This window comes from Prevotella mikamonis, from assembly GCF_055381405.1.
The window spans coordinates 822,103-836,797 of the sequence record NZ_AP035785.1; the positions used below are offsets into that span (position 1 = coordinate 822,103).

Genomic DNA, 14,695 nt, shown 5'->3' on the forward strand with positions numbered 1-14,695 from the left:
TTACAGCGTTGCTGCAAGGGCTTCGCAATCTTTCTGCTAAGGCTTTGCAGCAACGCTGCCAAGCCCTTGCACTCCGACAAACAAAAAAAATGAGGATACGCCAACAGCATATCCTCATCTATATTTATAGTTTACTTATGGATTCTTACTTGATAAGACCTAAGTCAACAAATATCTTTTTCAAGATCTCAACACCACGTTCTACCTGTTCTTCGGTGTGTGTTGCCATCAATGCAAAGCGCACCAACGTATCCTGAGGCGCACAAGCCGGCGGAATAACAGGATTGATAAACACGCCTGCATCGAATGCCATCTTGGTTACCAAGAATGTCTTATCAATATCACGCACGTATAGCGGAATGATAGGACTCTCTGTTTCACCAATCTCAAAGCCCTCTTCGCGGAAACGCTTCAAGGCATAACGAGTTACACCCCATAAATGGTCGAGACGCTCTGGTTCTTCCTGTAAAAGATGGAGGGCTTCAAGCGCAGCTGCGGTTGCAGCAGGAGTATTAGACGCACTAAAAATATAGGTACGGCAAGTATGGCGCAGATAATTGATAGTATCAGCATCGGAAGCTATAAATCCGCCGATAGAAGCCAAACTCTTAGAGAATGTTCCCATAATCAAATCGACTTCGTCTGTCAATCCGAAATGGTCGCAAACTCCTCTACCCTGTCTACCAAAGACGCCTAAGCCATGAGCCTCGTCTACCATGACGGAGCAGTTGTATTTATGCTTTAGCTCAACGATTTCGGGAAGCTTGGCCAAATCGCCCTCCATAGAGAACACGCCATCTACCACTATCAGCTTCACAGCATCGTAAGGAAGAGCTTTCAGCACACGCTCCAAGTCTTCCATGTCGTTATGCTTGTAGTGCAACTGACGAGCGAAAGAAAGACGTCTGCCGTCTACAATACTTGCATGGTCTCGATCATCACAGATGATATAGTCGCCTTTTCCTGCCACCATAGCCAGGACACCTTGATTTACAGAGAAACCAGTAGAGAAGCAAAGAGTCTCCTCCTTACCTTCAAAGGCTGCCAATTCTTTCTCTAACTGAATATGAAGATCCAGTGTTCCATTCAGGAAACGACTTCCCGCACACCCTGAACCATAAAGATCAAGTGCCGCTTTTGCCGCATCTATAACTCGCTGATCGCCTGTCAAACCGGTATATGCATTAGATCCGAACATCAAGACCTTATGACCGCCCATCTCAACTTCTGTACCTTGCTTGCTTGTTATCGCACGGAAATAGGGGTATACCCCTGCCTCCATAAACTTCTGAGGCTCGCGATAATTCTTGTATCTTTCTTGTAACTGTCCCATTTTAATAATAGGTGTAGATAACTACGTTATTTTTTATAGGCTGCAAAGATACGAAGAATTCGGCTAAAATCGGCAAGAAAACGAAGAATAATGCAAGTATCTGTCTATAAAGGAATAAAGGTATTACGGTTCAATATCTTTCATCTTCTCTGAAGGGCATTTCAGAATGGGTTGGTGAGTTTTATTACTACCTATCCGTTGCCTTTTAGAAAGACCTGATTCCATCAAGACAGGTATAATTCCCATTCCGGTATTTACTTGCAGGACAGGCTTATAAGCCCTCCTGTTCACCTGCAAAGATACTCTTTTTCTTCCTGACATGAAAGAAATATGAGAACAATTTTTCCTGCATGTGGCTTTTTTCCTTATTCTGCTATATTCTTCATAGGTTGCAACAGCCCTGCATCAATTAAATTTGCAAATAAAAACAGATGATTATGAAACAAAGTGATGTAAGGCTCTCGTTCTACCTCAAAAAGAGCGAAATCAACGAAGAGGGGCGATGTCCCATCATGGTACAACTTGCCGTGGGCAGAAATTCCAGAAGTTCGTTCAGTGCCAAGCTGTCGGCTCCATTAAGACTCTGGGTGTCCGGGCGCGTGAAAGGAAAAAGCATCGTCGCGTTGGAGGTCAACAGACGCATGGACGAAATCAGGGCTTCCGTCTTCAATATCCACAGGGAACTGTCATCAGTCCATCAGAGGGTTACGGCCGATGACGTGAAATGCCGCCTGTTGGGCATGGCGGAAGGACAAGTAACCCTGCTGTCGTATTTTGAATCCTTTCTTGACAAGTTTGACGGGCGCATTGGGATAAACAGATGCAGGACAAGCGCAGCATCCTACCATTATGCCTACAAGAAACTCTCTGTCTTTCTACGGCACCAATACAGGTTGTCGGACATCTCGTTTACCGCCCTTGACCGTTCCTTTATAGAGAAATATGACACCTATCTGCGGACAGACTGCCATCTTGCACCTGGAAGCATCATTTTATTGACCACCCGTCTGAACACCGTCATCGGCGAGGCCATCGCTGACGGCATCATTACAGCCAATCCTTTCTGCGGATATAAGCCAAAGCGTCCTGTCTATAAGAGAAAGTACCTGACGTCAGATGAACTGCACCGGCTTATGACAACGCCCCTGCACAGCGACGCGATGTATCTTGTACGGGACATGTTCCTGTTTTCCTGCTTTACGGGAATATCCTTTGGTGATATGCGCCGCCTGTCCGTGGAGCATTTGGAAAGAAGCATGGACGGAAGGCTCAGGATAAGGTCCAGGCGTAAGAAGACAGGGGTAGTTTATGAAGTCCCGCTGCTTGAGCTTCCGCTTCATATCATTGACAAATACCGGGATGCGGCACCTGACGGAAGACTCCTGCCGATGTACAACAATTCCGATATGAACAGATACCTGAAGCGCATTGCAGTCCTCTGCGGCATTGAACGCCGCATTGTCTTTCACATGGCAAGGCACACCTATGCCACGGAGATAACCCTCTCTCACGGCGTTCCCCTTGAAACGGTAAGCCGTATGCTGGGACATACGCGGATTACCACCACGCAAATTTATGCAAAGGTTACGGACGACAAGATAGACACGGACACCAAATTGTTGAATGACCGCATTGCCGAACGTTTCCCCGTTGTAATTTGAATAAAACATCCTGAGACATGACTACTGAAAATAACATGCATCCTGCCGTGCGAAGACACCGCAGCACCTTTTCCGTATTGTTCTACATCAATCGCACCAAGGTACGCAAGGACGGTTCCTGCCAGCTTCTGTGCAAGGTCAGTATTGACTCGAAATGGGAGCAGATAGGAACCAAGGTCTCCGTGAATCCTGCCCTCTGGAATCCTGCGACGGGACGGGCGGACGGACGGAGCGAGAATGCCCTTGTCGTCAACCGGGCCATTGACGACCTGACGGAGAGAATCAACCGGCATTATCGCCGTATCAGGGGGGAATTGGGATTCGTGTCAGCCGAACTTGTCAAGAATGCCCTGAAGGGTATCGGCCAGAAGCCGCTTACCCTGTTGGCGCTTTTCAGGGAGCATAATGACGAGTTCCGCAAGCGTGTCGGTGTGGACCGGACAAGGGAGAGCTGGAAGAGCTATCTGAACTCATACAATCATCTCGCATCATTCGTTGAAGAAAGAATGTCGAGGAAGGATGTTGCGCTGCGCAGTCTTGACAAGGAATTCTATGACAGCTTCGACCTCTACCTGAGAGCGTCCTGCCACATGAAAGCCAAATCAGTCCATGAGCACCTGTACCGCCTGAAGAAGATGACGATGCGGGCGGTAAACCAGGGAACCCTGCGCCGTGATCCCTATGCGCGCCTGCATCCCGAACTTCCCAAGCGGGAAAGCCGGCATCTCAGGCTTGACGACCTTCAGACGATACTTGCGACGCCGGTAGAGCAGTCGAACCTGCGGCGTGTTCGGGACTGGTTCATCTTTTCCACCTTCACGGGGCTGGCCTATGCCGACTTGAAGCGTCTGTGCGAAGACAACGTAACGCAGGCCGCGGATGGGACGTGGTGGATACACATCAGGCGCAAGAAGACCGATACTCCCTCCGTAATCCGTCTCCTGGACGTCCCGCTGCGGATTATTGAAAAATACCGGAATGAACGGAAAGACGGGCGCATATTCAACCTCTATGCCCGCAACTACCTGATAAAACTCACGAAAAGGCTGGGAAAGGAATACGGTATCAATCTAACCTTCCACATGGCACGCCATAATTTCGGCACGCATGTCACCTTGTCCCAGGGAATCCCGATAGAAACCGTAAGCAGGATGATGGGACACAAGAGTGTTACGACCACGCAGATCTATGCGCACGTCACGGACGGCAAGGTAGATGAGGACATGAAGATTCTTCAGAAGCAAATGCAGGCAGGTAACCTGCCCCTATACGAACAGAACAATGAGGATTCATTTCTGCAAAAGTAATATGCGCCGGATACAGACAACGGGCAGCCCCGGAAATCGGAGCTGCCCGTTGTCTGTATCCGGCATAAAGCGGAAATAGCAATATAAATTTCAAATCCAATCCTCACCGTCCATGCTTTTCCTATGAATACTCTCCAGAAATTCCTGAATCTCCGACTCCCGGTAAAGTACCTTTCCCTGCATCTGGTAGTACGGAAGTATTCTCTCCATGCGGTATTCGTGAAGCGTCCGGCGGCTCACTTTCAGCAGGCGGGACAGTTCCTCATCATTGACGAACCGGTCTCCCCTGAAACTTTTCCGAATGTCCGGCTCCAGCCTGTCCAGTGCCTTTTCCACATTGGATAGGCGGCGGAGCAGGTCCATTATCCGCGGGTCATTCCTGTCTATGAAATAATGACTCATAATGATTATTTTTGGGGGTGATACGATGATTCCAACATTCTCTCCACGTCCTCCGGCCTGTAAAAAGCCTTATGGCGGATATAGCTGCAGGCTATCAGCCCCTTTTCCCTATATGACTGCAAGGTACGCTTGGATATGCCGAGCAGCTCGCATACATCCTGGCTGTCCAGCCATTTCTTCATCCCTATATCCGCTTGTTTCTCCAAAAGAAGGCCTGCCCTTTCCTCTATTCTGCGCACACGCTCCATCAGGGTGTCGAAGGTTCTTAAATCCATGCTTATAATTTCCATTGTGTTTCTTTTTAAGTCAGACAACCGGTTACTCTCCTTTCTTTACAGGCAGTTCCTTCCCCTTGCTTTTAAGGAAATCGCCAATTTCAGACGCCTTGTAGTAAGTGCGTCCGTCTATCATGTAATAGCGTATCAGTTTTTTCTGCCGGTAGCGCGCCAGCGTCCGCTTGGTCACGCCGAGCAGACGGCACAGGTCATGATTCTCCAGCAGCGTGTCGCCGTCAAGGCAGTCCTTGACCTTGTTCATGCGCTCCAGTGTCCGGTCCACATTGTCGAAGCGTCCCATTATCTGAAGGAACATCTTCTGTACGGTTTCCATCTGTATCATTGCAAACTGTTTTAAGTTAATATGAATTTTTCCTTAACTTGCCACGCAACAGGTTATGCCATATAATACGCCAAAAGCATGCCACAGACACTATCTTTCACCAAAACTCATTGATATTCCGCTGAATGTCAATGCAATAGGATTTTAATCATATCTTTCACAGATAATTATGATTGTGGTAAAATACGAGGATTTCTTGCGATATGCCATTGCATACCGCAAGAAATGAACCGCTCATTCAATCCCGTACTTGTTTATCTTTCGATACAGCGTAGTGGGATTGACATTCAGGAGTCTTGCCGCCTGCGTCTTGTTACCCCTGCATATTTCAAGAGCCTTTATGATGGAGTCTTTTTCCAGCCGGGCATCCCTCAATGGGACAAACTGCTCCAGTTCTATCCTTGGGGATGGCGGAATCATGGCTATTCCCAGATTCTTTTCCGTGATACGGGAACTTTCCGAAACCAAGACGGCACGCCTGACTCTGTTCCTGAGCTCTCTGATGTTACCGCTCCACGAATGTGTGAGCAAAAGCCGTTCAGCCTCTTTCGTGAACCCGGCCGTTTCCTTTCTCAGTTCGCCGGAGAATTTCTTTCTGAAAAACTCCGCAAGCGGGAGGATGTCCTCCTGACATTCCCGCAGGGGCGGCAGCCGTATCTCAAACTCACACAGGCGGTGATACAGGTCCTCTCTGAAGAACCGCTTTCCAATAGCTTCCTCCATGTCCTCATTCGTTGCCGCCACGATACGCACATCTGCTGTCCGCTCCCTGTTCCCGCCGATGGGGAGGTACGCGTTCTCCTGAAGCACTCTCAGCAGTGCCGACTGGGTTTCGTAGGGAAGTGTCCCTATCTCGTCAAGGAACAGCGTACCGCCTCTTGCCGTTTCAAAATATCCCTCCTCGCTCCTGTCCGCGCCCGTAAATGCCCCTTTCTTATGCCCGAAGAACAGGGAAGCCGACAGTTCACGGGGTATGGCCCCGCAGTTCACGGCGACGAATGGGCGATGTTTCCTTGGACTGTTGAAATGTATGCTCTTGGCTATTTCCTCCTTTCCCGTTCCGTTTTCACCGAGTATCAGTACGGACAGGTCAAAGGGCGCCACCAGCCTGGCAAGGTGTTCCGCCTCCCTTGCCTTCAGGCCGGGACGCCTGAAATATTCCCTCTGTTCCGACTGCATGACGGAAAGCGCCTTAACCTGTTCGGCTACCAGTTCCAGCAGGCGTTCTCTGTATACCGGCTTGGGGAGATAGTCTTTCGCTCCGAGCTTGATGGCTTTCACCGCATCCGGGAAGGAGGCGTATTCGGTCATGATGATATAAGGTATGTCCTTTCCTTCCCAGTTCATCCATTCGAGCAGGGATATTCCGTTTCCCCTCGGCAGCCGCACGTCTGCCAGAATCAGGTCGAACTCTGCCCTCGCTATCCATTTTCGGGCAGCCGGCTCGTCCATTACAGTCATCACCTCAAAGCCGTCAGCTTCCAGCCATTCCTTCTGTATCTTGGCAAGTGCCACATTGTCCTCAACTATCAGTATTTTCTTTCTCATGTCTTATCCTTTCTAGTTCCTTTTCCGTATCAGCTATAAGTTTTCGTATCTCAATGATGATATTTTCCGTGCAGGTATTGACGGTATTGCTGTCCGTGCCTATGCCCTTGAGCATCTCGTGGTAGTATTGCAGCTTACATTCCCGCCGCATCAGTTCCCACAAGGGGCGTATCCTGTGCACAATCTCGCGCAACGCCTCCCTGTCAGCCTCTTTCATGGCACGTTTCAGGTCTGCGATGTCTTTCCTTGAACTTGCTATCAGTTTTTGCAGGATACCGCACTTGTCCGTCGTTCCGCGTGTCAGCGGGGTAAAGTCGGCACAGCATGTATGCTGTGCCGCAGAAGAGAGGCATCGCAGCAGTTCGTTGGAAGAAAAAGGCTTGAACACACAGCCGGAGAAGCCTCTTGCCATGATGTCTTCCCGTGAGAAGTCTCCCCGCGCACTCATGGCTATCACGGGAAGTTGCCTTGAGTTCTGCAGGTTCGATTTTCGCAGAAGTTCCAGCAGGGAAAAACCATCCGTTCCCGACATATGGATATCAGTCAGCAGCACATCGTAGTCTTGCTTGCGCATGGCGACGGAAAAATCCAGGGCGTTGTTGCAGGCCGTACATGAAACGCCGTTGCGTTCCAGCATCTCCCTGACAATCTCAAGCTGTAGCGGATCATCGTCAATGACCAACACACGATGCGGGAGGTTCAAGGGGCAGTCCGCCCCTGCCATGCCGTTGTCTACGGGAATACTTGTTTTCGAAAGCGGTAGGGAAACCTTGAAAGACGAACCCTTCCCCAATCTGCTCGTGACGCTTATCCTTCCGCCCATAAGGCTGACGAGCCCCTGCGTGATGGTCAGTCCGAGGCCATATCCTTCCACTTTCCGATTATTGTCACATCGTTCGAACGGAATGAATATCCTCTCCATCATCTTTTTGTCCATTCCTATTCCTGTGTCGCGTATCTCAACTTGCAGCTTTCCCTTGGAATACGAGGCGTGCAGGTCCACCTTTCCCCGACGGGTATATTTCATGGCGTTGGTCAGCAGGTTGTCTATAATCTCCTCAATGCGGTCGGAGTCTCCCTTCAGCGTGACATCCGTATGCCTGAAGGTGTGGGTGAAATGGAGACCTCTGTCCCCGGCCATCTGCTCAGCAGATACAACTATCCTGTCCAACAGGTCTGACAGGCGGAACGGAATGGCATTTACCGTTGCCTTTTCCTCCTTGAGTCTGTATATGTCCAGCAGACCGTTCAGTAGATGCAGGATATGCAGGCAGCGTTCCCTTATATTTGCAAGATGTCTGTCGTGTTCCTCCTTGCTGCATGCGCTCATGGCGAGTTCGGCACTTCCGCTGATGACATTCAGCGGACTGCGGATGTCATGAGAGACGGAGAGGATTATTTTCTTGTGCGTTTCCAGCAATATGCGGTGCTCCTGTATGCACTTTTCCTTTTCGAGCAGTGTCTTTTCCAAACAGAGGAAATGCCGGTATATAAAAATGTATGAAGCCGAAAGAACACAAATTACGCCCGTCGTCAGGCTGCCTATGACTATGGCATGGTCGCCACGTATGGGCAAGGAGTTTCTGTTGCCGGTATATAGGTACAGTCCCGTCTGTAACGGCATTTCCTGCTCCGGCAGGCTGTCGCGTAGCTCCAACAGCGGCGGCAATGCCTTCATGCTCCTGAAACAGCTCCATTCCCCTGTCTTGATGCAGACGATGCCGCCGGCGAGAAGTACGACAAGCACATAACTGACTCCAAGCTTGATGTGGAAGGAAATTCTCTTTATGCGTTTTCTGATGTTCCCAAGCATATCCTGCAAGGGAAGCGAAAGGGTATTGTCGGGTGACAGTTTTTTTATCTTATAAAACGAATGTATTATGGGTTTATAAATCTTGAGTATATTCATGACGGATAAGTTTTTCAGTTATCAACGTTTGGGTGGTATGCTGAAAATCCCAACCAATATATCATAAAAAATACAGAAATCCCCATCATTCTGCATGTTATGTCATTTCTTCCGTGTTTGCCGTGCAAGGACAGCTTATGGGGACGGACAATCCCCCTCGGATACGTACATCCCTTGGCTTATGTCTGTTTTCCCATTTATTGTTCCTTTGGTTACTGGACCTTTTGTTAAAATGTATGTGTCCCTCCATTACATCCGCTTTGCATATTAAATTCTATTAACAAAGATACTATTTTTCCCAAAGACAGAGGACAAACGGATAATGATTTGCTGATGGAAAATGGAGAATTAATACATTCCTGAAGTCAGTTTCCAGAAAACAAAGACGCAAGTCCTGCCTCACGGCAAGACCTGCGCAATAATTGAGAGTTATAAAATAAAAAATCAAGTGGTTAATCATGCATCAGACAACAAGGTCACTTTATCTTCTCCGTCGCCAGCCCTCCTGGCTCCCCGGGCTGCACCTTAAACACAATCTCGGTGAGTTTGCCATCCTTCACCGTGAGCCAGAAGAGGTCGGTGGGCTGGTCGGAGAGGTAGACCTGATAGGCGCGCGTGGCATCCTTGCCGGCGGCGAGGCCTGTGAACTGCACGATGCCGGGCGTGAAATGCGAACTCTGCTCATACTCGGCAATCATCGTTTTGAGACGGGCAAGTTCCTCTGCGTGGGCGTTGCCCTTATCCTCCTTCTTGCCCTTGCCGACCGAGCCTTTCCCCTCCTTTTTCTCCCTTGCGGCCTTGTTGGCTGCGGCACGACGGGCAAGCGTGGTGCGCTGCTTCCCCACGAGAACGTTGTACTGGATGATGAGGGCGGCCAAGGGGGCGGAGGGCTCAAGGTCGTCTAAGGAGTCCATGCGGCGCACTACGGCATTGAGAGCCTTATCCGTGGCGGCGCGCAGGGCCTTCACATCGTAGGTGCCCGAGGGGATGGCTGTCTTCAGGCGCGAGCGATAGAGCTGGTCGAAGGCATCGTTGGCACGCTCCAGACGGTCGATGTAGGGCGTGGCGATAAGTTTCGTCACATGAGTCGCCATCGTCGTGGCGCGCAGGTCGGTGATGAGGTTTTTCAGCATACCGCTCTCCTTGTCGTAGTTGGCCTGCGCCGCCCCGGCATATCGGCTCATCACCTCGGCCATGTGCTCGGCGGAATCGCGCACGCTGTAGTCTTCGGAGTGCAGGTGCAAATCCACGAAGAGTTGCAGCGCGCGATAGGCTTGGTCGCGCGATCGGTCGAGCTACTCCAGCATCTTCGTTCCCTCCTCCTGCCGTGGCAGGTTGAGGGCCTTGTCCTCCGCGTCGATGGCTTTCTGCAGGGGGGCGAGCACGAGGGTGAGTTTCTCGATGTCGGCCTCATTGCACATGGCCAGCACATGCGAGGCGAACTGGAAGTGCTCCATGTGCTGGAGTGCGTGGTAATAAATTTTCTTGATTTCCATATTTTTAGAACTTGAAGTTAATGTAAATGATATTAAAAAAAGGTAAGAACATTCCACTCTGAGTTTTTCGGTCTGTCCCGATATTGGGAAATGCTCCCACCTACTTATTTTTCTTGTCCCAAAGTTGGGAAAGGCAGTTTTTACTGTTTTCTACTCATCGCAACGTTGGGAAATACTGTTTTCGCTGTTTGCCACTCGTCGCAATGTTGGGAACGGCGTTTTTTGCTGTTTTCCGCTCATCCCAATGTTGGGAAGGATAAATTTTGGCATTTTCCACCTTTTCAACACTTTGCAAATACGGACAGACACAGAGGTCTGTCCGTTGCGTAGTTTGCACTCTCGTTTTCCGTCAATAGTGGATGAACGGTCGAACGAGTGCACCGCTGATGTTCTGCCCCATCGACTTGAACTCCATTACGTGCACCAAACCGGTTCCGTCGGGGGCGATGCTGACGTTGTAAGTGGGACCGTGGCTTCCGCCAAACGACCAAGAACCTACCTCGGTGCTCGTGTAGTAAAGGCCGTGGGGCATAGTGCCCCCCACTTGAGTAAAAGCATAATTTGGAATGTAGCTGCCGAATATGAAACGTTTGGGCGTTCCACTGATGGGGGCAAAATTGAATACTGAGGCCATATGCTTCCACTCTCCAATGGTAGGCAGGTAGAAGTGGGCTCCGGCAAGTCGACCGGTGAGCGTCACGCCCGGATTGAAGTAGCCAGCAGCACGGTAGCAGGAGATGCCGGGATAGTATACCGTGTACTCATCGAAGTTGGCTCTCGGCCTGCGCTCCGTACCCGTCGGCCAATTCTTCACGTAGTTCGGATCCCATGTGTAGTTCCACCCGTTGTAGTCGTTGAAATACCATTCATAGGGTTGTTCTGTTGCTCCGGTGTTACACCATGTGTCCCACTGTCGCCAGAACTCGTTGCCCGGAGCATCCTTGAGAGCGATGGCCATCTTCTTACTCTCGCTGAGCACGAGTGCGATGGGTGTTTTGCTACCACCGCCGTAGGTGGTGTGCTCATAGTAACCCACGCTGCCGTCGCTCATGAGGTAGACGATGTTGGGCTTGAGGCGTACATCTATCCAATATGAGTGTCCGGGAAGGGCAACGAACCCGTGGGGAAATCTGAAGATGTGCGTGAAGTTATACTGAGCCAAGTTGGTGTTGTAGATGGTGCCTCCGTTGAAGGTAATCTTGAGTTTCGTGCCATTTGTGCCGGGCAGAATGGGTATGTACCTATCGTTGCCGCAGATATACTCGTTTGCCCAAGGTAAACTTGAGTTGCCCGCGAAAGTGATGTTCTCGGTTAAAGCTGCATTCTTGTTCACCGCCCATGTATTACCACCACCTGTGATGTGGGAAACGACGAGGTCGGGCACGCTGTTGCCGTCAACAGAAGTGAGGGTGGCGTCTATTCTCGAGAATCTCATATTGGCCACCATGCATATGAAGATTTGTGAGCCTACATGCTTCATTTGGAAGTGAACTTTTTGCTTGCTTGGCGTGGGCGTGATGTTCACGTTGGTACGCCCCACCAAAGCATGGAGGGCATTGGCGCGGCTTACCCATAGATGGTCGTTGGAGAATGATACCCTGCTAGTGTTATAGAGTATAAACTGGTATGCACCCGGAGCGAGATTCAAGGTAGGGGTGGTAGGGATAAACATGCCACCGCTTACGGTGCCGCGCAGCTCGCCCTTGAACGTGCTGCCTTGATAGGCGCGCATGGCATAATTGTCATTGGACAGGGCACGAGTAGTTGGGGCGAAAAGTTTGCCACGGGATGGGTGCCCTTCGCGAAGGGTGATTTCTGCAAGGAGTCCATTGGAGAGCCTTACCGTTTCCTGACTGATGGTGTCCCTCATTGCGGCACGCGTGTCACTAGGCTTTTCATCGGCTCCGAAGTCGTCAAACTCTACCTCAAAGCTAATGTTTTTTCCTATGTCCATCTTGCTGTCGGGCGTGATGGTATCGTCTGTATTACTGTTACTACATGCCGCGAATGTGAGTATTGCAAAGAGCATTATGGTGACTGCGAAAAGGGTTGATTTGTATGTTCTTTTCATATTACCTGTTCTAATTTTTACTGATTATTGTATTTTAATCTTCAACTTCATCATCGAACCATGTGTGTTTTTTTGCTGGTGCAATGGTACTACCATATCCGATACCGACGGTGCCTCCATCAATCTCGCGCGGTATCCACGGAGACATGCTTTCCTCGGTGGAGGTCATGGGGTCGGCAGTTACTGAGGCACAGATGAGCTTAATCGGCTCAACCGTTATGGCAACACATTCGGGGCGTACATACATTTTCTTCTTTACTTGATTTTTGTTCATATATTCGTTATTTAATATTTATGGAAAAATATCACTTTATTTCTCTCCCTATTCGTTGATAAAAAGACACGGAAAATATAGCAGAGAGATTTATTGAAATCTCTTTGCCTATCGGGGTTGCGCGGTTGTCCTCGCGCGCGTATGCAGAAATAAAATAAAGTATAGTTACGCCAGTAGCGCCTATGAGAGAGAGAGAGAGAGAGAGAGAGAGAGAGAGAGAGAGAGAGAGAGAGAGAGAGAGAGAGAGAGAGAGAGAGAGAGAGAGAGAGAGAGAGTAATAAATTATTTGGAACCGCCAAATAATCGCTCATCTTTTTTATACGACAATCCACAGAAAAACTTTCGTTTCCCTGCGCCGCGCATACACCTTTATTATATAAGGAAAGATGCCGCGAATAGCCGTTGCTCTCTAATCCGTTCACCGAATGATAGTTATAATCGGGGTGCAAAGATAGTTAAAGTTTTTGAAATTTGCAAGAGAAATTTGAAAAACAAGTGGAAATAGTGTGCAAACGATTTACAAATTTTTGATAAAGTGGCTTATAATTTACGGAGAACCCAATTCATTATATGACTTGGATTCTCCGTATTTCAGAGGCCTATCGGATTGACCTTCATCGTGTCGAGATTGAGAAACAGTCCCTGATGGTCTATCATTCCGTTTCGGAACAGTTTCCACAGAATGTCGCATCCCAGATGTGCCAGTGTGGAGTTGATGAACAGGTCCTGCTTTTCCAATGCCTCTGCCAGCGAACAGCTCGGCCCGGAATCCTTGTCCTTTACTTCCTTGTAGTCCACATATTGCGTGATGACCTTCAGGGAGCCGACTGTCTCATACTGTTCGGACTTCGGCTGCTCTATTTCTTCTGGAATGGTTCCCAGAACAGCCTGCCCCGCAGTCTGGGTGTTCCCGAAGTCAAGCCAGTAAAGCGGTGTGAGATCGTCTATATGGTTTGGGGAAGTGAGTTTTTTGAGGACCTCCCATAAGTCAATCCTTGACCGGACATTGTCCGTGCAGGTGATGAAGATGTTCGAGAGATTCTCACGGGTCATTTTCTTAGTGTCTGAAGTGTATCTGCACGCTTTTGCCCTCCAGTCGTTTCCAAAGAAGTTGTTGATTCGTGTGATAAGGCACTGCGCCTTGTTCAATCCTATTTCCGACTGCCCGAAGAGCTGTCTGCCCATATTGGCGGGACTGACGGTGTCTGGGTCATAGAGGGTGACATACAGTCCGGGATGTCCGAGAGCCTGCAGTGTGGCATCCAGTCGTGCTAGGCAGGTAAGCACCTGCGAACCCGTACCGCCTCCGCCAATCAGCGTAACGGTGACGGGGTGCTGCGGGGTCAGCAGGTATGGGATGGTATAGTGTACTCTTTTCATTTCAGGATATCTTTTAGTTTGAGATTGTCCAGGGGCTTCAGTTCGTCAAGGTCGAACGGCGCGTTCCGTGCCGCCTTCGTAACCAGTACGAGGTTGCTCTTTGTGGGATTGCCACGACTTCCAAGATGTGAGAACTCTGTCAGCCAGAAGATCTTTTCCCAGTATTCGAGCAGGTTTTCGAATGTGGGGTTGGAAGGACGCTTCAGCTCGGCGTTCCCAAGACAGACGCCTGCCCCTGATACATTGAAGAACGGAGCGGCATACAGGGGTGTCCTCTCGGTGGGTATCTTTCCCTTGTAGGCATAGATTCTCATACCGTGCGCCCCTGCATCGTAAATGATGCCCGGCAGATGGTATCCGGCATTCTCGATGCCCAGGTTTCCCTTGAAGAACATCATGCGCTTTTGGGGAGGATTGTACCATACATACCGCTCGCTTCCCATCCTCGTGTCACATGCAAGCAGTCGTGCAGGAATTCTTCCGCATGGCGTGACATGGTAATTAGCCGAGAAATTGTGAACGAGTGATTTCATGAACTCCGTGGTTACGGGACTGCCGCTTTCCATCCTGCCGTCATCGCCGATTCTGCGAAGTTCCAGGAAGTACCTGTCATCCTGTTCCGTCTTATAGACAATCAATGCGGCATGGGGATACATGAGCGTCGTGATTTCCTTTGTAAGTTGATTCATAGACATT

General features: G+C 49.6%; 13 protein-coding genes and 1 pseudogene. 2 read left to right on the forward strand and 12 right to left on the reverse strand.

All coding sequences use genetic code 11. From position 1 onward, the window contains the following. Window positions 1-145 precede the first annotated feature (145 nt). Complete coding sequence (spt, locus tag ACZ42L_RS03570) at window positions 146-1,333, reverse strand: serine palmitoyltransferase (protein WP_464700804.1); 1,188 nt, start codon at window positions 1,331-1,333, stop codon at window positions 146-148. A gap of 437 nt (window positions 1,334-1,770) precedes the next feature. Between spt and ACZ42L_RS03575 the strand changes: the two genes are divergently transcribed. Then, on the forward strand, window positions 1,771-2,994 hold the full coding sequence (locus ACZ42L_RS03575; RefSeq protein WP_464716631.1) for a site-specific integrase: 1,224 nt from the start codon (window positions 1,771-1,773) through the stop codon (window positions 2,992-2,994). Between the two features lie 35 nt (window positions 2,995-3,029). Next, window positions 3,030-4,301, forward strand: a complete 1,272-nt coding sequence (locus tag ACZ42L_RS03580; RefSeq protein WP_464716972.1) for a site-specific integrase — start codon at window positions 3,030-3,032, stop codon at window positions 4,299-4,301. A 90-nt stretch (window positions 4,302-4,391) separates the two neighbouring features. Here the strand turns inward: ACZ42L_RS03580 and ACZ42L_RS03585 are convergent, their stop codons facing one another. The 11 genes and pseudogenes from ACZ42L_RS03585 to ACZ42L_RS03635 all read right to left on the reverse strand — a co-directional run bounded on the left by ACZ42L_RS03585 (window position 4,392) and on the right by ACZ42L_RS03635 (window position 14,694). Next, complete coding sequence (locus ACZ42L_RS03585) at window positions 4,392-4,703, reverse strand: helix-turn-helix domain-containing protein (RefSeq protein WP_464698963.1); 312 nt, start codon at window positions 4,701-4,703, stop codon at window positions 4,392-4,394. A gap of 5 nt (window positions 4,704-4,708) precedes the next feature. After that, window positions 4,709-4,993 carry a helix-turn-helix domain-containing protein gene (locus ACZ42L_RS03590; protein ID WP_464698964.1) on the reverse strand — a complete coding sequence of 95 codons (285 nt, stop codon included), beginning with the start codon at window positions 4,991-4,993 and terminating at the stop codon, window positions 4,709-4,711. A 28-nt stretch (window positions 4,994-5,021) separates the two neighbouring features. Further along, window positions 5,022-5,321, reverse strand: coding sequence for a helix-turn-helix domain-containing protein (locus ACZ42L_RS03595; RefSeq protein WP_028896229.1), 300 nt, complete (start codon window positions 5,319-5,321; stop codon window positions 5,022-5,024). 234 nt (window positions 5,322-5,555) lie between these two features. Then, complete coding sequence (locus tag ACZ42L_RS03600) at window positions 5,556-6,869, reverse strand: sigma-54-dependent transcriptional regulator (RefSeq protein ID WP_464716632.1); 1,314 nt, start codon at window positions 6,867-6,869, stop codon at window positions 5,556-5,558. Beyond that, window positions 6,844-8,778 (reverse strand): hybrid sensor histidine kinase/response regulator, encoded by a 1,935-nt coding sequence (locus tag ACZ42L_RS03605; protein WP_464716633.1) that lies wholly within the window; start codon window positions 8,776-8,778, stop codon window positions 6,844-6,846. Before ACZ42L_RS03605 ends, ACZ42L_RS03600 begins: the two co-directional genes overlap by 26 nt. Before the next feature lie 476 nt (window positions 8,779-9,254). Continuing rightward, window positions 9,255-10,061, reverse strand: a pseudogene (locus ACZ42L_RS03610) (DUF6261 family protein); the annotation flags it as partial. A 12-nt stretch (window positions 10,062-10,073) separates the two neighbouring features. Further along, window positions 10,074-10,274, reverse strand: coding sequence for a hypothetical protein (locus tag ACZ42L_RS03615; RefSeq protein WP_464716634.1), 201 nt, complete (start codon window positions 10,272-10,274; stop codon window positions 10,074-10,076). A 349-nt stretch (window positions 10,275-10,623) separates the two neighbouring features. Then, window positions 10,624-12,345 carry a hypothetical protein gene (locus tag ACZ42L_RS03620; protein ID WP_464716635.1) on the reverse strand — a complete coding sequence of 574 codons (1,722 nt, stop codon included), beginning with the start codon at window positions 12,343-12,345 and terminating at the stop codon, window positions 10,624-10,626. 34 nt (window positions 12,346-12,379) lie between these two features. Further along, complete coding sequence (locus ACZ42L_RS03625) at window positions 12,380-12,619, reverse strand: hypothetical protein (protein ID WP_464716636.1); 240 nt, start codon at window positions 12,617-12,619, stop codon at window positions 12,380-12,382. 591 nt (window positions 12,620-13,210) lie between these two features. Beyond that, on the reverse strand, window positions 13,211-13,999 hold the full coding sequence (locus ACZ42L_RS03630; RefSeq protein ID WP_464716637.1) for a PRTRC system ThiF family protein: 789 nt from the start codon (window positions 13,997-13,999) through the stop codon (window positions 13,211-13,213). Beyond that, window positions 13,996-14,694 carry a PRTRC system protein B gene (locus ACZ42L_RS03635; protein WP_464716638.1) on the reverse strand — a complete coding sequence of 233 codons (699 nt, stop codon included), beginning with the start codon at window positions 14,692-14,694 and terminating at the stop codon, window positions 13,996-13,998. Before ACZ42L_RS03635 ends, ACZ42L_RS03630 begins: the two co-directional genes overlap by 4 nt. Window position 14,695: the final 1 nt, after the last annotated feature.